Raw genomic sequence first — 20,520 nt, forward strand, 5'->3', positions numbered from 1 at the left:
AAAATTATTCTTGCTTTTAAATTAATTGGTGTATTTCTTTAAAATCCTACCTGGAAGCCTGCTTTAATGCCAAATGTTGAGATATCCGGTCTATCCAGATAATTCCCTCTCCAGTTGAAATCTACTCTGAAAATCCTAAGATTTCCAAAACCGATATTTTCAATTCCTACACCATATTCGTAGTAAATATGTTCACTTGGTGCTGAATATTTAAATCCAGCCACATTGATCGCTTTGGATGCATCACTCAAAGTTCCGTATGCTCCTCTGATAAATGCAATTTCTCTTAATTTCAATTTCTTGATCAAAGGAATATAAGAAAGGATTTTACCGTTAAAATGATGCTCTAAATGAAGCGTTGTATAGGTGTCTGCTACAAATTCATAGTAATTAAGCTGGGCAAAAGTATTCTGAGCTAAACTGTAAGACTGATTTCCCGGAATTACATTTTGTAAAGCCAAAGGAACGGTGTCGAAGTTTTTTCCGGCTTCAAAATTCAATAATAATTTACCCCAGCTTCCGATCAGGATAGGCTTGTAGAACATGAATTGTAGCTTATTGTAGTTAAAGTCAGAACCAAATAAGCCTTCTATTCCTCTTGTGTATTTTAAAACGATCGTTGGTGCTAATGTTCCGTGTTCATATCTGTCGATACCGGTTTGCGAGAACTTAGCTCCGGGTCTTGCGATTAAGCTTAACGTGATGTGCGAATCATTGGTTGTTTGTCTCAGATTTCCGTCTTTATAATACATTAAATTGAATTCTGAAGGATTAGCTGATTTAATGCTCTGCATCGTTCCATCCAGTCTGATTTGAAAATTTTTCCAGGGTTCGATGGCGGTGAAAACATTAGTTTGATTTACAGAGCTTAATGAAGCGTTTTCCCCTCTCGCAAAAAGGGTCGAAGAGGCGAAGGTTCTTGCCATAATTCCATCATCGTTGGTAAGCTGAACTCCCAATTGTAAAATATCTCTTCTTGTTCCTGCTCCAATGGTAAATCTGTTCACTCTGTTGAACATGAATCTTGCTTCAGCTCCATATTTCACCTGCTGGTCTTTAAACCCATAAGCGGTGTAAAACTGAACTCTCCAAGGGTCGTTTCGGGTGAAATACGTTCTTGCTCCCAATCGGATTCGGTCGCCTTCCACTTCATTCTTTCCGTAAATAGAGAAAATAGGGCCTAAATCTATTCCTTTGACAACATTATAATATCCTGAACCTAAAGTTTCATACAGCTTTACAATTCGGTTGAATTTCGGGGTTTGCTGAAGCTTATCCAGCATGTCGTAAATTCCCTGTTCGCTTTTTGATAACGAGTCAGGTCTTGCTTTTAACCAATAGGCATCATCTTTATCAACAAATTTATCATCATATTCTTCCTCCTTTCTTTTAAAAACATTGTCTTCGAGAGGTTTGTTGAACTGATATTCCGAATAATCAACAGATCTTTTGGCGATGATGCTTTTAGAGGTTTTCTTTTTGGAAAAAGGGGTCATTTCGATTTCCGTAACAAATTTTCTGGGTAAAAATGTGTTTTCGTCGGGATTGTCATATTCTAGTTCTGTAGAAATTCCATTGATGAAATTGACATTGATTTTCTGTGTGGATTTTAAAATTGCCCCTAAAACGGCATAACTGTCTGTATCAATATAGAGATACCCCTGAAATGCTAAAACTTCAGTTCTTTTGGGTTGATAACGGATTTTAAAAGCTTTTTCTCCGCGAATGGAAATGGTGTCAACCAAATTATAATCATAGGTGCTGAAACCTGTTTCTCCGGCCGGACTTGGAAATCCAATGTCGAAATAATTTAAGGTATTATCATAAATATTAATATCACGATACAGGTTTTTCGCAGTTAAAGTAATGATTTGATTGTCCTGAAATCCGGAAGTTTTTTGGGCAACTAAAAGTCTTTTGGTTCTTTTGGAAGGTTTGTTTTCCCCATAGTTTTCATAGATGGCTTCATTCAGGAAAACGGGAAGTCCTATCTTTCCGCTTGCGGTAGAATCTTTATAATCGAAAATGAACTCAAGTTTATTGAAGATTTTTCTCTTCATGAATGCGCTGTCCAGATTATTGGCATCAAACTGAATTTTTTCATATTCTTTATAGGTGTAGGTATCAAATTTATCTAAACCATTGTTTCGTTTTCTTTCCCAGACTTTCTGCATGATGGCATAAGCCGGGTTTTCTTTTTTATTTTTGAATTTTGGACGTTCATTGTGAATCACTACCGCTTCAATATTGCTTACTTTTTCTGCAGACATCTTGATGACCAAGTCCTGAAAACTTTCAGGGCTAATGTTGATGCTTTCTACAGCGTAATTCTTTTTTTGAAATTTAAGCTTATAGATGATTGTGTCAGACTGTATACTGAAGTTTCCGGAAGATGTAGTCGTATAAGGAGTGTTGCTGTCGTTTATAAATATAGCTACGCCTGTAACAGGAGCATTGGTTTTTTCATCAATAATCCTTCCGCTCGCAGAGTTTTGAGCCTGTAAAAAGCCGAAAAGAATAATGGAAAAATAAGAGAGATAATATTTAAAATTGTTCGTTAACATCATTTGTTTTTCAAGCATTTAGCATAATCAAAAACCGTGCTGCTTTGCAAAGTGTTTAAAAGGTTTTGCGGTTGGTTTATAAAACTGCAAAGTTAACGAAAATAACGGTATTAATATTGTGGAAGGAAGAAGCTTTCTTTGAAGGAATAAAAGACCTATATTTTGTAGATCTTTTTTGCAGGGTTCGGATCAATGTGTGTGTCTGATTGGCAATCAAGTTTTATTAATACTTAATTTAAAACAATTCTGACATTGTCTTTAATTAAATCCATACATTTGAACTGTTTAAAACCTTTAACCTTGATCATTTATGAACATTAAATTAACTATTTTCCTATTTTCATTCCTGCTTCCATTCTGGACCTCTGCACAAACAACAGATAATCTAAATAATACAATTCCTACTCGTCAGATTCATGAAGAGCAATATGTTCCTATCAATGGTATTGAACAATGGGTAACCATTAACGGAAATCCTTCCAAGCCTGTTATTCTGTTTCTGCACGGAGGACCTGGTAGTCCCATTACTCCCTATATTGATGTTTTGTATAAAGCTCTCGAAAAAGATTTTATCATTGTTCAATGGGACCAGCGCGGTTCCGGAAGGACATACGGACACAATAATCCTCCTGAAGAGTTGACACCGGAATATTTAAAAAACAATCCGCTCACTCTGGAGCAAATGACTAGCGATGGCATTGTGCTTTCCCGATATCTTTTACAACACCTTGGAAAGAAAAAAATTATTCTTTCCGGCACATCTTGGGGATCTGCTCTTGGAGTAAAAATAGCCACCAAAGCTCCTGAGCTTTTTTACGCGTATATGGGGCATTCTCAAATTGTAAATCCTAATTTTAGTACAGAAAGATATTCAAAGCTTTACAAAATGGCAGAGAACAGAAAGGATAGTGACGCCTTACAAATATTAAACACAATTGGTAAGCCTCCTTATTCCAGTGCAAAAAATACAGGAATGCTTTATAGGGTAATCAAAAAATATGAAAAGGCAAATTCTACTCCCGCTCCGCAAAATTGGTTTGCTCTGGCTCCGGAATATAACAATGAAAAGGATAATAAAAATAGAGAAGACGGTGACGATTACTCGTTTGTCAATTTTGTTGGTGATCAGAAATTGGGCGTACAATCGATGGGAGTTTCTATCGACATGATGAAGGATAATTTAAATTTTAAAATTCCTGTTTACCTTATTCAGGGTGAAGAAGATATCCTGACTCCTAAAGAAATGTCCAAAAAGTATTTCGATGCTCTGAAGGCTCCTAAAAAAGAATACTTCTTATTGCCTAAAGCGGCGCACGGATTTAATCAGTCAGTTGTAGATACTCAATATAAAATATTCAGAAGTATAAAAACGAATTAAGGAGATGGAGGGAGTAATGAAGGTTATGTAAAATAGTTAATTTCTTTCCAGAATATGTGATGAATGTTTTTGCAGTGAAAATAAAAAAGACTTACATTTCTGTAAGTCTTTTTGCTCCTCCTGCTGGGCTCGAACCAGCGACCCTCTGATTAACAGTCAGATGCTCTAACCAACTGAGCTAAGGAGGAATGTTCCTTTGTTTTAGTGGTGCAAATATAATATGAATATTACGATTACACAAATTTTTATTTTAAAAATATTGAAAAAATTCCTTTGCTCATGGGGTTTTAAAGGCTATTTGATTATTTTTCAATAAATTAAGTTACCATAAGGATTTAAAAAAGAGACATAAAAAAAGACTTACAGAAATGTAAGTCTTTTTGGCTCCTCCTGCTGGGCTCGAACCAGCGACCCTCTGATTAACAGTCAGATGCTCTAACCAACTGAGCTAAGGAGGAATGTCCTTTGTTTTAAGTGGTGCAAATATAGGACGAATATTTATACCCTACAAATATTTTTATTAAAAATTTTTAAAAATATTATAAGTTTCCGGTTAGTGCTTTGAAAATATCGCTTCCGAAAATCAGTAACATCAATCCTAACAGGAAGATAACACCTACCATCTGTGCATTTTCCAATACTTTTTGAGGAACAGGTTTTCCAACAATCATTTCATATAATGTGAAAATAACGTGTCCACCATCCAATCCTGGAATTGGGATTAAGTTCAAAAATGCCAACCAAACGGAGAACATTGCCGTAAAACTCCAGAAAGCAGTCCAGTTGATAGAGATGCTTCCGTCTTTCGATTGGTCTACCGGCATATTTTTAATGATAGCAAGAGGTCCTCCTACTTTTTTATACCCCTGTACTTTTTTGTTGAAGATTAATTTGAATTGTTTAACCTGATAAGTCAAACTCTCAATACTTCTTGTAAAACCTCTTCCGATGGATTGTCCAAATGTGAAGTGTTGAGTACTTGCATATTTTTCCAATTGCTTATAAGAGGCAATACCGATTGTTCCTTCTTTTGAAACAGGAATACTTAAAGGTTGAACACTTCCGTTTCTTAGCACTTCGATATTAATTGGCTTTCCTGCGCTTTTTCCAACTGCAGCCTGAAATTCATCATAATAATTGATTTTTTGTCCGTTTGCAGAAACTACCTGGTCGCCAACTTTTAAACCTGCTTCTGCTGTTTTAGGATTAATAATCGTGTCAATTACTGCGGCATATCTTGGCGTAAGGAATCCTTTAGGGTTTTCATCTTTAAAAGCAAGAGCTTTTCCGTCGTCATTAGTGTTAAAAGTGGTTTCTTTGCCGTTTCTTAAAACAGTAACCTGGTCACTTAATAAAATATCCAGAGATAGTTTATCTAAATTATTCTGAGTTTTTCCGTCTACTTTTAAGATCTTATCACCATCCTTGAAGCCCATTGCTTTTGCTACGTTGGTATAATGCATTGGAGTATCAACCTTCGTTGTGTCGAAAGTCGTTTCCCCGTTGAAGAAAGACAGACATCCGTAAATAACCCAGGCTAAGAAGAAGTTCACTGTAACCCCGCCCAACATAATAATCAATCTTTGCCAAGCTGGTTTTGCCCTGAATTCCCAAGGCTGTGCAGGTTGCTTCAGTTGCTCGGTATCCATGCTTTCGTCTACCATTCCGGCAATTTTTACATATCCTCCGAAAGGAAGCCAGCCGATACCATATTCGGTTTCACCAATTTTTTTCTTAACGATAGAGAACCACGGATCGAAGAATAGATAGAATTTTTCAACTTTGGTCTTAAACCATTTTGCAGGTAAGAAATGCCCAAGTTCGTGAAGGATTACCAAGATAGAAATGCTCAATATAAATTGAAACAGTTTGATTGCTATTTCCATTAATGCTTTTTATGTTTAATTTGCAAAGGTAACAATTATCAAAACTATGCCAAATAAAAAAGCTCCCCGAAACGAGAAGCTTTGTCATATAATAAGATGATTTCTTACAGATTAATTGAAACTCCAAGGCTGCCATTGTTTCCGACTTCTGCAAAAACTCCGATTCTTTCAGTGAAAAAGTATCTTGCGCCGATGTGAGCCCCGATTCCGAAATCTTTCCCTAGAACTCCGACATCAACACCTGGATAGATATCTAATTTCTCAGGCAACTGTAAAGCCTCTTTTAAATGGAAATTCAGTCTTCCGAAGATAAAAACATTATTATCGCTGTCATTATCCTTATAATTATCAAAATAACCATTCAGGCCGGCTCCTATCGAGATTAAATTATTTAAACCGTAATCATAAGTCCCGGTAATTCCTGTTCCATATCCCCAAGCGCTTAATCCTGCGTTGATTTTCTGATCTCCCTTTCCTGTCCATGCCTGTGCGTTGGCTGTTGCTCCTGCAAAAACCAACGCCAACATAAAAACCAATTTCTTCATAAATTTTACAATTTTATAGTATTATTAAAAACAATCCGTATCAAAAATAGAACCGAAATCATTGGAAAATCGTATTTTTAGTGAAGTTTTTTAACAAAGTTTATGAAGATCACAGGACTGAATTTAGATATCATCTGGAAAAATAAAACAGCAAATTTTGAGCTTATAGAAAGAGAATTGCAAGATCAGGAAGTAGATTTATTTCTACTTCCGGAAATGTTTTCGTCGGGATTTTGTATGGATGCATCTGAAGTTTCAGACCGAAATCAGGAGTCTTTAGAATTTTTAAAGAAAATGTCTGAAGAAAAAAATGCAGCTTTTTGTGGGAGCGCTCCTGTGGAAGATGGTGGGAAATTTTACAACAGGATGTATTTTGTACAGCCAAATTCTCAGGTTGACTTCTATGATAAAAGGCATTTATTTTCTTTTTCAGGGGAAGATAAAGTGTATACTCCCGGAAAAGAGCGGGTAATTGTGAACTACAAAGGTTTCAGGATTTTGTTGCAGGTTTGTTATGATCTTCGTTTTCCTGTTTTTGCAAGAAATAATAATGATTATGATGCCATTTTATATGTTGCCAACTGGCCTGAAAAAAGAGTAGGAGCCTGGGAACATTTACTGAAAGCAAGAGCCATTGAAAATTTATCTTTTGTCTTTGGACTAAACCGAATCGGAACAGACGGCAATAATCTGCTGTATCAGGAAAGCTCACATTGTTTTTTTGCAGACGGAAAAGAAATTACTCAAAAACAGGGAAATATTGTTTCCGCAGAATTAAATATGGAGGAATTGAAAGACTTCAGAAATCATTTTCAGTTTTTAAATGACCGGGATTCTTTTTCAATAGAATTATAAAATTAAGGCTAAGATTTCTCAACCTTAGCCTTAATCTTAAGCATATTGTTTTAAAAGTTGCGTTAAGGTGTTAACGTCATGCACGCCGCTTTCTTTCCAAAGCATTTCTCCTTTTTTAAAGATCGCTAAAGTCGGAACACCGCGAACACCATATTGGGCTGCAATAGCAGGATATTGATCTACATCTACCTTGATGATTCTTGCTCCTTCACCTACATTCTCTTTTACTGTATTTAAAACCGAAGACTGTACCTTGCAAGGTTGGCACCAGGTTGCAAAAAAGTCAATCAGGACAGGTCTTTCGGAATCTATGATTTCTTGAAATTTTTGTGACATTTTTGAGTTTTTATTAAAAAACACCTTAGTTTATCAGATGTAAATTTTAAAATCACTTAAAAGAATAATTGAATAATACAATCTAAACTTTGTGTTTTTAATACTTATTGTTCAATAAACTAAAGTGTTACGAATTTGTTATGTAGTTAAATCTATTGCAAAAATAATTCCAAAATTATATCGTTTTTGACTGGCAAACGAAATCTGAAGTTGGGAATTTTTCTGTTTTTTTGATTCCGTTGAATCCTCCTTCGATTTCAGTGAAATTTCTGATTCCGTGTGAATTAAGAATGCTTGCGGCAATCATGCTTCTGTAGCCTCCCGCACAATGAAGGAAGAAATGTTCAGAATCGTCAATAGATGTAATCCAATCGCTGATTGTGTCCAATGGTTTGTTGTAAGCGTTGCCAATATGTTCAGCAGAATATTCTGTCAGTTTTCTTACATCAATTACTTTAGAATCTTCGTTGAACACTTCTGCAAACTCAGAAGGCGAAATTCTTTTTACTTCGTCAGTCTCTTTTCCTGCATTTTTCCATGCTTCAAAGCCTCCTTTTAAATATCCCACAACATGGTCAAATCCAACACGGCTTAATCTGGTAATAGCTTCCTCTTCCGTTCCTTCTTGGCAAACTAATAATATCGGATGTTTTACATCAACGATCAAAGTTCCTACCCAAGGAGCAAAATCACCTTTTAAGCCAATGTTTATAGAATTGGGAATAAACCCTTTGTGGAAATCTGCAGCACCTCTCGTATCTAAGATTAAAGCTCCGGTTTCTTCTGCAAAAGCTTCAAAGTCTTCAACGAAAATCGGGGTTAATCCTTTATCCATCACGGTTTCAAAACTCTCATAGCCGCCTTTGTTCATGGCAACATTCATTCCGAAATATTTGGGTGGAGCTGTCAATCCGTCTAATACTTCTCTGATGAACGATTCCTTATCCGGTTGATTAAGAGCATAATTGGTTCTTTTTTGATTACCCAGAATATCAACAGTCTCTTTCTGCATGTTTTTTCCGCAGGCAGAACCTGCTCCATGAGCCGGATAAACGGTAATGTTATCATCCAAAGGCATAATTTTCGTCTGAAGGCTGTCATATAAGATGCCTGCAAGATCCTCTTGGGTAACACTTCCCGCTTTCTGAGCAAGATCCGGTCTTCCCACATCTCCTAAAAACAAAGTGTCTCCTGTGAAAATTGCCGTTTCTACACCATTTTCGTCAATCAAAAGGTAAGTGGTACTTTCCATGGTATGACCGGGAGTGTGTAAAGCTTTTATCTTTACTTTTCCGATTTCAAAAATCTGGTTGTCTTCAGCAACGATTGTTTCAAACTGTGGCTGTGCAGTAGGTCCATACACAATGGAAGCTCCTGTGTTTTTGCTCAAATCCAAATGCCCCGAGACAAAATCTGCGTGGAAGTGGGTTTCAAAAATATATTTTAAGGTTACCCCGTCTTTTTCCAAACGATCAAGATAGGGCTTTATCTCTCTTAAAGGATCAATAATTGCCGCTTCATTTTCGGATACGATGTAATATGCTCCCTGAGCAAGACATCCTGTGTATATTTGTTCAACTTTCATTATCTGATTGTAAAAGCTTTAATGTTTATTTAAGTACAAAAATCGCGTTTATTTTTTTAATACTTATCAAAAATAAAGAATCTATACCGATAGAATAAATCTATAAAGTTATGTGTTTTTAGTTTGCTTCCCTTTTAAATTGCAATAAATCAGTTTTTTATCACTAAAATAAGGGTTTTCTGAATTGTATCAGCTGAAATTAATCATGATTAAATTCAATGCTGAAATGTTTTCTAAAAAATTTTATATTTATAAGATAAAAAAATCAAATGGCAGACAAAGCACAATTTATTGAAGAACAAAATGCAAGATATACTCCAAAAGGAGAACATATTATATTAGGAAAAGGAATGCTTGACGGAGAAGTGGTTCCTGAAGTAAATGTTACCATTCCTCTGAAAACAATCAACCGTCACGGACTTATTGCGGGAGCAACGGGAACGGGAAAAACCAAGACATTGCAGGTTTTTGCAGAACAGCTTTCTCACCAGGGAATTCCATCTTTAGTATTGGATATTAAAGGAGATTTTTCAGGAATTGCAGAAGCGGGAACGGAAAATCCCGCCATTCAGGAAAGGTATGCAAAAACCCAGCTTCCTTACAACCCACAGGCTTTTCCGGTGGAGTTAATGACGATTTCAGGAGAGAGAGGAGTGAAATTAAGAGCTACGGTTACAGAATTTGGTCCCGTTTTATTGAGTAAAATCCTGGAGCTGAATGAGACGCAGCAGAGTATCATGGCAATAGTATTCAAGTATTGTGATGATAAAGGATTGCCTTTAATTGATCTTAATGATTTAAAAAAAGTCCTGCAATATGTAACGGATAATGCGCAGGGGAAAGCGGAACTGGCGGCTAATTACGGCTCAATTGCTTCGGCTTCTTTAGGGGCTATTTTAAGATCTATTGTTGCTTTGGAGCAGCAGGGCGCTTCGAGCTTTTTTGGAGAGCTGAGCTTTGATGTTCATGATTTATTGCAAACCAGAGACGGAAAAGGAGTTGTCAATATCTTGAGAGTTGCCGATATTCAAAGTAAGCCACAACTGTTTTCCACTTTTATGCTTTCGTTATTTGCGGAAATCTATATGACTTTTCCTGAAGAAGGAGACAGCGGAAAACCAAAACTGGTTCTTTTCATAGATGAAGCCCATCTGATTTTTGATGAATCTTCAAAAGCATTGGTTTCACAAATTGAAACTATGGTGAAGCTGATTCGTTCCAAAGGAGTCGGGATTTATTTTATTACCCAGATCCCTGGAGACGTTCCTGAATCGGTTCTTTCTCAGTTAGGATTAAAAATCCAGCACGCATTAAGAGGCTTTACGGCCAAAGATAAAAAGGAAATTTCAAAAGCGGTGGAAAATTATCCGACAACGGAATTTTATGACGCTGCCACACTGATTCAAAATTTAGGAATTGGAGAAGCTTTTGTCACAGCTTTGGATGAAAAAGGAATTCCTACGCCTTTGGTTCATACCTATTTAATTTCTCCGGAATCAAGAATGGATGTCCTGGACGACGCGGAAATTTCTGAGCTGACCAATAATTCGGCTTTAGTTGCGAAATATCAAAATGCAATCAACAGTGAATCAGCTTATGAAATATTGGTAACTAGAATGGAACAGGCAGCACAAAATGTGGCTCCGACTCAGAAAACAAAACCGGTAAAAGAAGAGCCGGGAATGTTTGAACAGGTTCTTAACAGCAGGCAGGGAAGAACTTTTACGAATACTTTGCTGAGAGAAGGTGCTAAAGCGATCTTGGGAATGCTCGGATTAGGAGGGAGAAGAAGATAAGAAATTAATAAATTTTAGTATTTTAGCGGGATTTCAGTATCTTAAATTTGATTAAAATGGCACAAATTCTGTTGTTTTATGATAAAGTTTAGGGCTTAATAATAATCTTAAAAGAAAGTTGTATAAAATTTAAATGTATTCAATTATTGACATAGAGAGTAATGGTGCAGGTTACAGGAAAGAATGCATTATAGATATTGCTGTTTATAGGTATGATGGACAGAAGATTGTAGATCAGTTTATTTCGTTGGTGAATCCGGAAAGTGATATTACTCCTTTTGTTCAGAAACTGACCAGTATTACTCCGAAAATGGTTAAAACGGCTCCGAAATTTCATGAAATCGCCCGGAGAATTGTTGAAATTACCGAAAATACAACCTTGGTAGGTCATAATATCGATTTTGATTACAGGATGCTCCGCCAGTCTTTTCAGAGGCTGGGATATGATTTTAAAATCAATACGTTAGATACCATTCCGTTGGCCAAAAAACTGATTCCGGATGAAGTCAGCTATTCGCTTGGAAAACTGGTAAAATCTCTTGGTATTCCCCTGACTAATCACCACAGAGCAGAAGGTGATGCAAGAGCAACGTTGGAATTATTTAAGCTTTTAGTTTCGAAAGATACTGAGAATGAAATCATTCAGAAGCAGCATGAAGAGACGAATGCTAAAACGTATATCAATAAAATCAAGCAGCTGACTCAGGATCTTCCTAACGAAAAAGGATTTGTTTACTTTCAAAATGAAGGTGGGAAAATCATTTTTTCAGATCATGTGCAGGATATTAATAAATTTTCGAAGAAGGTCTTTAATTCCAAATCTAAAAAATGGGAGGAGATTCAAAATGAGGTTGAGCAAATTAATTATGAGCTTACCGGAACAGATATTATTGCCAAGCTGCTCTTGAATTCAAAAGGAATCAAGAAGAGAGATCCGCTTCCATTCGGATTATACCACAGAAATGACAAGTATTTGGTTGAGAAGAATAAACTGAACAAAGTTGAAAAACCAATTCTGAAATTCAGATCTTTCACACAGGGTTCAAAAGCGATGCAGTTTATCAATGCTATTGCTGAATTCAGTGCTGTTGAAAACCTCAAAAAGAAAATCGATTTCAAAAAAAGAAACGAGCTCTGGCTGGGAAGCGGTAGAAAATTAGGCGAAAAACTATTCATTATCATCGAAAATGGGAAAGCTGTTTCTTACGGATTTTATGAATTATTTACACAAATTCAGACGATGAGCAAGATCTCGAAACTCAAAATAGATTTACCGTTACCGACATCTGATCTTACTAACGAACTGCAGTTGGCTTTGCTACGTGGTGATTTTGAAACGTTACCGTTACCGAAGTAATTTTAAAATAAAAATTATGAATAATGTAGATAAAGAACCTTCTCACTGGAAGTTTGGGCTTTTTTATTACAATAAAGGAGATAAAAGGATATTTCCTCCCAAAAGGTTTGGATACGGCTGGACGACAAATTTTGCCAACCCGTTATCTGTATCAGCATTTTTATTGATCTTGATTATAATCGGAGTTATTTCGCAGTTCTTCAAATAAGCCCAGATTTACATTTTATAGGAATTCCGGCCAATTTTCTCAAAATAAATAGTATTTTTGCAAAAAAATAAGTAAAAGCAATGCAAAATTTTAAACAAACTAAAACTGGAAAGAAGGGAGCTGTAAAGTTCTCTAAGGTTTGGAATATTTAAAAGAGTTGTCTTGCATAAAAATAATCATTGCGGCAGACTCTTTTTCGAAGAATCTGCCTTTTTTTATGTTAAAGTGAAATTATGAATCCAAAAGAATTATTAAAGATCGCCAATGAGTTTGGCACCCCGGTGTATGTTTACGATGCTGAATCTATTAAAAATCAATACGAAAAACTTACATCTTCTTTTTTAAAACATACAAAGTTCTTCTACGCAGCAAAGGCGTTGACAAACATTAATATTCTTAAATATGTAAAGAACCTAGGTGCTTCTTTGGATTGCGTATCAATTAATGAAGTGAAGCTTGGATTAAAAGCCGGGTTTCCGAAAGAAAAAATATTATTTACACCCAATTGTGTAGATTTGGCGGAGATTGAGGAGGCCATGACCTTCGGAGTGCATATCAACATTGATAATATCTCTATTCTTGAGCAGTTTGGTAATAAATACGGAAATACCTATCCGATTTTAGTAAGAATCAATCCGCACATTTTCGCGGGAGGAAACTACAAAATTTCTACGGGGCATATCGATAGTAAATTCGGGATTTCTATTCACCAGGTCCGTCACATCGAAAGAGTGATGAAATCTACCAATCTGAATGTAGAAGGTCTCCATATGCATACAGGAAGTGAGATCAAAGATCCTGATGTTTTCCTGCAGGCTTTAGATATTATGCTTGAGCTTTCTGAGCATTTCCCGAACTTGAAATATCTTGATATGGGAAGCGGATTTAAAATTCCTTATCAGGATACTGAGGAAGAAACTGATGTGAAAACTTTAGGTAAAAAAGTAGAAAAAGTAATCTCGGAATTTTCAAAATCAACAGGTAAAAAATTCGAATTGTGGTTTGAGCCGGGAAAATTCCTTGTGGGGAAAAGCGGCTATTTATTGGTGAAAGCAAATGTGATCAAGCAAACAACAGCTACGGTTTTTGTGGGAGTAAACTCTGGTTTTAATCACCTGATCCGTCCAATGTTTTATGATTCTTACCATGTTATTGAAAATTTGTCTAATCCAAAAGGAGCGGAAAGAATTTATACAGTCGTGGGAAATATCTGTGAAACAGATACTTTTGCCTGGGACAGAAAACTGAATGAAGTGAGGGAAGGAGATATTTTAGCTTTCCATAATGCAGGAGCTTACGGTTTTGAGATGAGTTCAAATTTTAATTCAAGATTGAAACCAGCCGAAGTTCTTTTCTTGGATGGGAAAGCTCATTTGATTAGGAAAAGAGACGAATTTGAAGATTTATTGAGAAATCAGATTGAAGTAATCAATTAAAATATTGAAACTCTGTAAGAAATTACAGAGTTTTTTTATGGACTTAAGCTAATTTTAATAGTAAAGAATCTTTGAAATATTTATTATTTCCTAAATTTGATAGAGGCTAAATAGTAATGAAGCCTTTCCGATCCATATTCACAACCGTTTTCTTCAAATAATTATAACACCAAAAAATATTATTATGGCTAAAAACATCGCTGAGCAAATTGTTGAAATGCTCGAAAATGCCAATGTGAAAAGAATTTATGCAGTAACAGGCGACAGTCTCAATCATTTAAATGTTGCCGTAAAAAAAAGCAGCATTGAATGGATTCATGTACGGCATGAAGAAGCCGGAGCATATGCAGCAGCGGCAGAAGCTGAACTTGATGGTTTTGCGGTTTGTGCGGGAAGTTGTGGACCGGGACACGTTCATTTGATCAATGGAGTGTATGACGCTCATCGTTCTCATGTTCCGATGCTGGTAATTGCATCTACTATTCCAAGTGACGAAATGGGAATGGATTATTTTCAGGAAACGAATACCATAAAATTATTTGACGATTGCAGTCATTATAACCAGATGATTACAAGACCGGAACAGGTTCAAAGAACCGTTCAGACTGCAATTCAGCATGCGATTTCCAAAAAAGGAGTTGCCGTAATCGGTCTTCCGGGAGATGTTTCTGAACTGAATGCTGAAGAAGCAACAACCTCTAATAAAGTTTTTAAAACCAATCCCATTATCAGACCGTCTGATGAGGAGTTGAATCAATTGGCCAGTCTAATTAATGAAAGCGAAAAAGTGACTATCTATTGTGGAATTGGAGCAGGAAACGCTAATGCTGAGGTGGCAGAAGTTTCAAAATATTTAAAGGCGCCAGTCGGCTATTCTTTCCGCGGAAAAATGGCTATTCAGCCAAATAATCCTAATGAAGTCGGTTTAACCGGGCTTTTAGGGCTTCCTTCTGCTTATCATGCTATGCACGAGGCGGATCTGCTCCTTCTGCTGGGAACAGACTTTCCTTATCAGAAATTTATGCCCGTTAAAAATAAAATCGTTCAGATTGATGAAAGCCCGGAAAGACTGGGCAGAAGGGCGAAGCTGGAATTAGGACTGGCAGGTGACATAAAAGAAACCATTAAAGCTTTATTGCCATTATTAAAAGAAAAAACGGATGTTCATTTCTTACATCAACAATTGGAATTTTATGGAAAAGTAAAAGAGACCCAATTGACCTACGTTAAAGATTCCGGGAAGGAAAATGCTATTCAGCCTGAATTTGTAGCCTATACTCTGGATAAACTGGCTAAAAAAGATGCTATTTTTACTGTAGACACAGGAATGTGCTGTGTTTGGGGAGCAAGATATATTACAGGAACGGGAGAAAGAAAAATGCTAGGCTCATTCAATCACGGTTCTATGGCGAATGCAATGCCAATGGCTATCGGAGCTGCCTTGGCTCATCCCGGAAAACAGGTGATTGCCATGTGTGGAGACGGCGGGTTATCTATGTTGTTGGGAGATATGGCAACAATTTTTCAATATAAATTACCCGTAAAACTGATTGTATTCAACAACAGAGCATTGGGAATGGTAAAGCTTGAAATGGAAGTAGGAGGGATGCCTGATAACGAAACGGATATGATTAATCCTGATTTCGGAATGATTGCGCAGGCTATGGGATATCCCGGGAAAAACGTTCACAGGCCGGAAGAAGTTGAAGCTGCGATTAAAGAATGCCTGGAGTACAACGGACCTTATCTGCTTAATATTTTCACCAATCCGAATGCGTTGGCTTTACCTCCTAAAATTGAGTTTGAGCAGGTTTTAGGAATGACAAAATCTATGGCTCAGCTCATGTTGGGCGGAAAAATGGAAGAAGCATTGGATACTGTCAAAACAAATTACAAACATATTAAAGGATTGCTGTAATGAGTACATCTTTAAAAAGATATTACGTTATAGCCTGGGTTTTCGGACTTGTCTTTTACTTTCTGGATTACGTAATCAGATCGGCTCCTGCGGTAATGATCCCTGAATTGATTAATAATTTTAATACTACCGAGCTGAAACTCATCAGTATAGTTGGAACCTATTATTATACCTATTCTACCTGTAGTTTAATTGCCGGAGTTGCTTTAGATAAATTTGGAGGCAAAAGATCCCTCTTTGCCGGAGCTTTAATTCTGGGAATCGGATGCTTACTGTTCTTAATTTCCAGTCAGGTGGCCGGTGTTTCAGGAAGATTGTTGCAGGGCGCTGGTTGTGCATTTGCATTTCCCGGCTGTGTTTATCTGGCAAGTAAGGGGTTTTCTTCAAAGTCTTTGGCTACGGCTATTGGAGTTACTCAGTGTATCGGAATGTTGGGAGGAACGGCTGGTCAGTTTGTAGTTGGTCCCTGGGTGGAAGAAGGAGTGAATATTGATACATTTTGGCTTTGGTCCGGAATTATAACCCTGATTACTGCATTCTGTTTGTTTTTTGTGATTCCCAAAGAAACAAAAGCAGAGGAGCCTACAGAAAACGGAACAAAACCAATTGGCTATCTTGAACCCTATAAAATTGTTTTCAGAAATCCTCAATCCTGGTTATGTGGAATTATTTCAGGATTGTTATTTGCGCCGACAACTATTTTTGCAATGACTTGGGCGGTTGCTTTCTTTGAAAAAGACAAAGGCTTTGCTTTTCATGATGCTGCAATTACCAGTGCTATGGTAGCTTTTGGATGGGTTTTCGGGTGCCCGTTGTTAGGGTTTATTACCGATAAAATAGGAAGGAGAAAACCTGTGTTGATTGGAGGTGCTGTTGTAATGATTACGAGCTTGTTGCAGTTAATTTATCTTCCTGATTTATATCCTGCAAAAATAAGCATGTTTATTTTGGGACTCGGTTCCGGTGCAGCAATGATTCCTTATTCTGTCATTAAAGAAGCTAATCCTGATTTTGTAAAAGGAAGCGCAACAGGAGCAATTAATTTTATCACTTTTGGGGTTACTACCTTGCTTAGTCCTGTTTTCAGCAGATGGTTCGGGAAAAGCTTAGAGCTTTCTGCCGGAAATGTACATTTTCAGCATTCTGTTCTGTTTTGGATTTCAGGAATTGTCTTGGCTATTATGGTTTCATTGATGTTAAAAGAAACCGGAAGCAAAGCTCAGGTCGGTCTTCAATAAAATATTAAAAGGAATTTTGCTCTATGGTAAAGTTCCTTTTTTGGTGTAATTTTGGTATTTGTAATTAATAATCTAAAAAGGATATTATGAAAGCAATAGCATTATTTGTAGGGCTCTTTTTGGCGAACTTTAGTTTTGCACAAACAGATCTTGAAGACAGAGATGATTCCTTTATTGTAGAAAACAACAAGAATCTTTTAAAAATAGATATCAAAGAACCATTTTTGCAGATCGCAGCAAAAAACTGCAATGATTTTAAAGCGGCTAGTTACGAAGGCGGAGCTACAGCTTACAAAGAGATATTGAAAAAATATATGTATACCTATCTTAATTCTGATTTCTATACATTGTCAGGAGACTTTACTTTTACTTTAACTATTGATGCTACCGGAAAAGTAACCGATATTTCCGGAGACCCCAAAGTATTGAATAGTGAGGTATTCTTTGATGATATGCAGTACGTGGTGAGAAGAATTAAAAAAAACTGGACTCCGGCTACCTGCAACGGACAGCCTGTAAAATCCGAGATGAAACTTAAGATGACGTTCTCATCAATGTCTGCGGATATGTAAACGCTATGAAAAAAACTATTATAACCTTACTTTTATTCTTTATCGGCTTTAAAGGATACGCTCAGGAATCACAATCTCAAATTCAAAAAGAAAATATAACAAACTCACAAACTGCCGAATTTCCCGGTGGAGATTCGGCTTTTGCCAATGAATTTCTGAAAATGGTTCACGCTTATATTGATTTGCAGAAATATGCTGTGAACGGAAAATTTGTTTTCGTTTTTGATGTAAATCCGGATGGTAAAATTGGAAATCTTGATGTCTTACCCAAAGTAAAAAACAGCGAAATGTTTATTGAAGACATGGAATTTGCGATCAAAAAAGTAAAAAAGAAATGGAAGCCCGCAATAAAAGATGGACAACCGGTAATTTCTAAGAAAATAATTAAAATCAATTTTACAACAGACCATTTTGATCATGGAGATTAGCTGAAGTATTAATTGTTATTAAAAACACACTAAAAATGAATTAATATTTATAACATGAAACTTAAAATTTTTATTCTTATTCTCTCAACTTTATTTATCAGCTTTAATGCGCAAGTCTTATACAATTATCCAAAAGGTCAGGTATTTTATGAAGGAGGAAGACAAGGGTTTAATGACGATATTCAGAAGGTTGTTGTCAAAAATAACATGAAGCCTTGTGAAAAAACAGAAGCGTTATTCATGAGATTTATAATTTATCCCGATAACAAAGTTAAATATGTTGCAGATGCAGATACGATTGCAGTTAAGAACAACAAATGTATGAAGGATAAAGTTTTGGAAATAATGAAAAATGTAAAAAACTGGAAGGCAGCAGAAGTAGATGGTAATAAGACGGCTGCAATGTTTTGTACTCTTTTTACGGATGATTTGTTATTTAAAAACAAATTCAGTGAAGATGAGTTTTCAATGCCTGTTTATATGCATAAAGATAAAGAAAGCAATATTATGAAGTTTAGGGAAAACTTTGTGAAATGTTTTGATGCGAATGGATATAAAACCAATGTAGATTATTCATTCACCATTAATTTTGACGTAGATACAAGCGGTGAAGCTGGCTTTTTTTATATTGATAATCAATCGGATTTGGAAAAGTTTAACAAAATGGTTGTAGATTGTGCATCAAATACAAAAAAGTCTTACTGGAAACCCAGTTATTACAAAGGAGTGCCTGTTAAACAAGTTTTCACAATGCCTATAAGATTTAATGCAAATTAATTCTAATCTGTTCTAAGGTATTTTTTGCTTCAAATCATTTCTATGACAATCTGTCACAATATTTTGTATCTTTGCAAATTAATTCAAAAGTTCAAAGTTTAAAATATCAAGTCGGAAAACCTTGAACTTTAAATATTGAACCTTAAACAGACTGTTGTGCAAGAAAAATATATAGACGAAACAAAACAAGGTGAAGCTTTTGCTATTGCTGAAAAAGAGGGGAATTCTAAAAAATTGTTTTTGGAGAGCTACGGTTGTCAGATGAATTTTTCTGATTCTGAAATTGTTGCATCCATTCTTAATGAGCAGGGATATAATACCACCTTGAAAGCAGAAGAGGCAGATCTTATTCTTTTAAATACATGTTCTATCCGTGAAAAGGCAGAGCAGACGGTGAGAATGCGTCTTTCTCAGTTCAAAAACCTGAAGAAAGAAAAACCAAATATGACGGTGGGTGTTCTTGGATGTATGGCCGAAAGACTGAAAACCAAATTCTTAGAAGAAGAGCAATTAGTTGATCTTGTAGTGGGTCCCGATGCCTACAGAGACTTACCCAACCTGTTGAAAGAAACGGAAGATGGAAGAGATGCGATCAATGTAATCCTTTCAAAAGAAGAAACATATGCAGACATCAATCCCGTTCGTTTAGGAGGAAATGGTGTTACAGCTTTCGTTACCATTACGAGGGGGTGTGATAATATGTGTACATTCTGTGTCGTTCCATTTACAAGAGGTAGAGAAAGAAGCCGTGATCCGCATTCTATTTTGGATGAATGTAAGGATCTTTGGAACAATGGATATAAAGAAATTACATTATTGGGTCAGAATGTAGACTCTTACCTTTGGTATGGAGGTGGGCCTAAAAAAGATTTTGCTAAAGCATCGGAAATGCAGAAGGCAACGGCGGTGAACTTTGCACAATTGCTTGATTTAGTAGCTAAAGCTGTCCCTGAAATGAGAATCAGATTCTCGACATCAAATCCTCAGGATATGAGTCTTGATGTTTTCAGGATGATGGCAAAACACGAAAATATCTGTAAATATGTTCACTTACCAGTTCAGAGTGGAAGCAACAATATGCTGGAGGCGATGAACAGACAACATACCCGTGAAGAATATTTAGAATTAATTAAAAAAGCTAAAGAAATTGTTCCGGAAGTTGCATTTTCTCAGGATATGATCGTAGGCTTCTGCAACGAAACTGAGGAAGATCACCAGGATACATTAAGCTTGATGAGAGAAGTGGAATATGACTATGGTTATATGTTTGCCTACTCGGAAAGACCAGGAACTCCGGCTCATAAGAAAATGGAGGATAATATTCCTGCAGACGTTAAACAAAGAAGATTAGCAGAAGTCATTGCTTTACAGGGAGAGTTGTCCAGAAAACGTATGAAATCTTACGTGGGAAAAACGCATAAAATTCTAATTGAAGGGATTTCTAAAAAGAATAAAAACCAGTGGAAAGGAAGAAATTCTCAAAACGCGGTTTGTGTATTTGATATGTTGGAAGGTCAGAAAATTGGTGACATTGTGGACGTTTTTGTATTTGACAATACACAAGGCACACTTTTAGGGGAAACTGTAAAATAATCTTCCCGGAAGTATAATAACAAATTATTATCATTATTAACTTTTAAA

At 36.2% G+C, this 20,520-nt stretch carries 17 protein-coding genes and 2 tRNA genes; 12 read left to right on the top strand and 7 right to left on the bottom strand.

The window, feature by feature from the left end; genetic code table 11:
- Positions 1 to 38: 38 nt before the first annotated feature.
- Positions 39 to 2,567 (bottom strand): DUF5686 family protein, encoded by a 2,529-nt coding sequence (locus CLV73_RS14965; protein ID WP_228424388.1) that lies wholly within the window; start codon positions 2,565 to 2,567, stop codon positions 39 to 41.
- 307 nt (positions 2,568 to 2,874) lie between these two features.
- Between CLV73_RS14965 and CLV73_RS14970 the strand changes: the two genes are divergently transcribed.
- Entirely contained in the window at positions 2,875 to 3,942 is a 1,068-nt protein-coding gene (locus CLV73_RS14970) for an alpha/beta hydrolase family protein (RefSeq protein ID WP_100377665.1), read from the top strand.
- 114 nt (positions 3,943 to 4,056) lie between these two features.
- Here CLV73_RS14970 and CLV73_RS14975 read toward each other — a convergent pair.
- The 4 genes from CLV73_RS14975 to CLV73_RS14990 all read right to left on the bottom strand — a co-directional run bounded on the left by CLV73_RS14975 (position 4,057) and on the right by CLV73_RS14990 (position 6,373).
- Positions 4,057 to 4,130, bottom strand: a tRNA-Asn gene (locus tag CLV73_RS14975).
- Positions 4,131 to 4,323: 193 nt separating this feature from the next.
- Positions 4,324 to 4,400: transfer RNA gene (locus CLV73_RS14980), tRNA-Asn, on the bottom strand.
- An 81-nt stretch (positions 4,401 to 4,481) separates the two neighbouring features.
- Positions 4,482 to 5,828 carry an RIP metalloprotease RseP gene (gene rseP / locus CLV73_RS14985; protein ID WP_100377666.1) on the bottom strand — a complete coding sequence of 449 codons (1,347 nt, stop codon included), beginning with the start codon at positions 5,826 to 5,828 and terminating at the stop codon, positions 4,482 to 4,484.
- 104 nt (positions 5,829 to 5,932) lie between these two features.
- Positions 5,933 to 6,373: a DUF6646 family protein gene (locus tag CLV73_RS14990; RefSeq protein ID WP_100377667.1), complete on the bottom strand. Its 441-nt coding sequence runs from the start codon at positions 6,371 to 6,373 to the stop codon at positions 5,933 to 5,935.
- A 102-nt stretch (positions 6,374 to 6,475) separates the two neighbouring features.
- Here CLV73_RS14990 and CLV73_RS14995 point away from each other — a divergent pair, with 102 nt between their 5' ends.
- Positions 6,476 to 7,228, top strand: coding sequence for a nitrilase family protein (locus tag CLV73_RS14995; protein WP_100377668.1), 753 nt, complete (start codon positions 6,476 to 6,478; stop codon positions 7,226 to 7,228).
- Positions 7,229 to 7,264: 36 nt separating this feature from the next.
- Here the strand turns inward: CLV73_RS14995 and CLV73_RS15000 are convergent, their stop codons facing one another.
- A complete protein-coding gene (locus CLV73_RS15000) occupies positions 7,265 to 7,564 on the bottom strand; it encodes a thioredoxin family protein (RefSeq protein ID WP_100377669.1) in 300 nt (99 codons plus the stop codon).
- A 175-nt stretch (positions 7,565 to 7,739) separates the two neighbouring features.
- On the bottom strand, positions 7,740 to 9,149 hold the full coding sequence (locus tag CLV73_RS15005) for an MBL fold metallo-hydrolase (protein ID WP_100377670.1): 1,410 nt from the start codon (positions 9,147 to 9,149) through the stop codon (positions 7,740 to 7,742).
- Between the two features lie 269 nt (positions 9,150 to 9,418).
- On the opposite strand from CLV73_RS15005, the gene CLV73_RS15010 reads away from it, so the two are divergent.
- From CLV73_RS15010 to miaB, 10 genes are all read left to right on the top strand, one after another.
- On the top strand, positions 9,419 to 10,945 hold the full coding sequence (locus CLV73_RS15010; protein ID WP_100377671.1) for a helicase HerA-like domain-containing protein: 1,527 nt from the start codon (positions 9,419 to 9,421) through the stop codon (positions 10,943 to 10,945).
- 133 nt (positions 10,946 to 11,078) lie between these two features.
- Positions 11,079 to 12,302, top strand: coding sequence for a 3'-5' exonuclease (locus tag CLV73_RS15015; RefSeq protein ID WP_100377672.1), 1,224 nt, complete (start codon positions 11,079 to 11,081; stop codon positions 12,300 to 12,302).
- A gap of 16 nt (positions 12,303 to 12,318) precedes the next feature.
- Positions 12,319 to 12,510 (top strand): DUF5808 domain-containing protein, encoded by a 192-nt coding sequence (locus tag CLV73_RS15020; RefSeq protein WP_100377673.1) that lies wholly within the window; start codon positions 12,319 to 12,321, stop codon positions 12,508 to 12,510.
- Between the two features lie 233 nt (positions 12,511 to 12,743).
- Entirely contained in the window at positions 12,744 to 13,946 is a 1,203-nt protein-coding gene (lysA, locus tag CLV73_RS15025) for a diaminopimelate decarboxylase (protein ID WP_185116779.1), read from the top strand.
- A gap of 184 nt (positions 13,947 to 14,130) precedes the next feature.
- On the top strand, positions 14,131 to 15,864 hold the full coding sequence (locus tag CLV73_RS15030; protein ID WP_100377675.1) for a thiamine pyrophosphate-dependent enzyme: 1,734 nt from the start codon (positions 14,131 to 14,133) through the stop codon (positions 15,862 to 15,864).
- Positions 15,864 to 17,102 carry an MFS transporter gene (locus tag CLV73_RS15035; protein ID WP_100377676.1) on the top strand — a complete coding sequence of 413 codons (1,239 nt, stop codon included), beginning with the start codon at positions 15,864 to 15,866 and terminating at the stop codon, positions 17,100 to 17,102. Before CLV73_RS15030 ends, CLV73_RS15035 begins: the two co-directional genes overlap by 1 nt.
- Positions 17,103 to 17,188: 86 nt before the next feature.
- Positions 17,189 to 17,674 carry an energy transducer TonB gene (locus CLV73_RS15040; protein ID WP_100377677.1) on the top strand — a complete coding sequence of 162 codons (486 nt, stop codon included), beginning with the start codon at positions 17,189 to 17,191 and terminating at the stop codon, positions 17,672 to 17,674.
- 5 nt (positions 17,675 to 17,679) lie between these two features.
- Complete coding sequence (locus CLV73_RS15045) at positions 17,680 to 18,102, top strand: energy transducer TonB (protein ID WP_100377678.1); 423 nt, start codon at positions 17,680 to 17,682, stop codon at positions 18,100 to 18,102.
- A 54-nt stretch (positions 18,103 to 18,156) separates the two neighbouring features.
- On the top strand, positions 18,157 to 18,879 hold the full coding sequence (locus CLV73_RS15050; protein ID WP_100377679.1) for a hypothetical protein: 723 nt from the start codon (positions 18,157 to 18,159) through the stop codon (positions 18,877 to 18,879).
- A 156-nt stretch (positions 18,880 to 19,035) separates the two neighbouring features.
- The gene (miaB, locus tag CLV73_RS15055) at positions 19,036 to 20,472 is read left to right on the top strand and encodes a tRNA (N6-isopentenyl adenosine(37)-C2)-methylthiotransferase MiaB (RefSeq protein ID WP_100377887.1); all 1,437 of its coding nucleotides are present in this window, start codon (positions 19,036 to 19,038) and stop codon (positions 20,470 to 20,472) included.
- Positions 20,473 to 20,520 lie beyond the last annotated feature (48 nt).

This window comes from Chryseobacterium geocarposphaerae (genome assembly GCF_002797535.1).
GTDB classification, from domain to species: Bacteria; Bacteroidota; Bacteroidia; order Flavobacteriales; family Weeksellaceae; genus Chryseobacterium; species Chryseobacterium geocarposphaerae.

Excerpts from the sequence above, each read along its gene's own strand:
- CLV73_RS15045 (WP_100377678.1), top strand. The coding sequence starts at position 17,680 with ATGAAAAAAACTATTATAACCTTACTTTTATTCTTTATCGGCTTTAAA.
- CLV73_RS14990 (WP_100377667.1), bottom strand. The coding sequence starts at position 6,373 with ATGAAGAAATTGGTTTTTATGTTGGCGTTGGTTTTTGCAGGAGCAACA.
- CLV73_RS15020 (WP_100377673.1), top strand. The coding sequence starts at position 12,319 with ATGAATAATGTAGATAAAGAACCTTCTCACTGGAAGTTTGGGCTTTTT.
- CLV73_RS15040 (WP_100377677.1), top strand. The coding sequence starts at position 17,189 with ATGAAAGCAATAGCATTATTTGTAGGGCTCTTTTTGGCGAACTTTAGT.
- CLV73_RS15000 (WP_100377669.1), bottom strand. The coding sequence starts at position 7,564 with ATGTCACAAAAATTTCAAGAAATCATAGATTCCGAAAGACCTGTCCTG.
- CLV73_RS15010 (WP_100377671.1), top strand. The coding sequence starts at position 9,419 with ATGGCAGACAAAGCACAATTTATTGAAGAACAAAATGCAAGATATACT.
- CLV73_RS14965 (WP_228424388.1), bottom strand. The coding sequence starts at position 2,567 with ATGATGTTAACGAACAATTTTAAATATTATCTCTCTTATTTTTCCATT.
- CLV73_RS15005 (WP_100377670.1), bottom strand. The coding sequence starts at position 9,149 with ATGAAAGTTGAACAAATATACACAGGATGTCTTGCTCAGGGAGCATAT.
- CLV73_RS15015 (WP_100377672.1), top strand. The coding sequence starts at position 11,079 with ATGTATTCAATTATTGACATAGAGAGTAATGGTGCAGGTTACAGGAAA.
- CLV73_RS15050 (WP_100377679.1), top strand. The coding sequence starts at position 18,157 with ATGAAACTTAAAATTTTTATTCTTATTCTCTCAACTTTATTTATCAGC.
- lysA (WP_185116779.1), top strand. The coding sequence starts at position 12,744 with ATGAATCCAAAAGAATTATTAAAGATCGCCAATGAGTTTGGCACCCCG.
- CLV73_RS15035 (WP_100377676.1), top strand. The coding sequence starts at position 15,864 with ATGAGTACATCTTTAAAAAGATATTACGTTATAGCCTGGGTTTTCGGA.
- rseP (WP_100377666.1), bottom strand. The coding sequence starts at position 5,828 with ATGGAAATAGCAATCAAACTGTTTCAATTTATATTGAGCATTTCTATC.
- CLV73_RS14995 (WP_100377668.1), top strand. The coding sequence starts at position 6,476 with ATGAAGATCACAGGACTGAATTTAGATATCATCTGGAAAAATAAAACA.
- CLV73_RS14970 (WP_100377665.1), top strand. The coding sequence starts at position 2,875 with ATGAACATTAAATTAACTATTTTCCTATTTTCATTCCTGCTTCCATTC.
- CLV73_RS15030 (WP_100377675.1), top strand. The coding sequence starts at position 14,131 with ATGGCTAAAAACATCGCTGAGCAAATTGTTGAAATGCTCGAAAATGCC.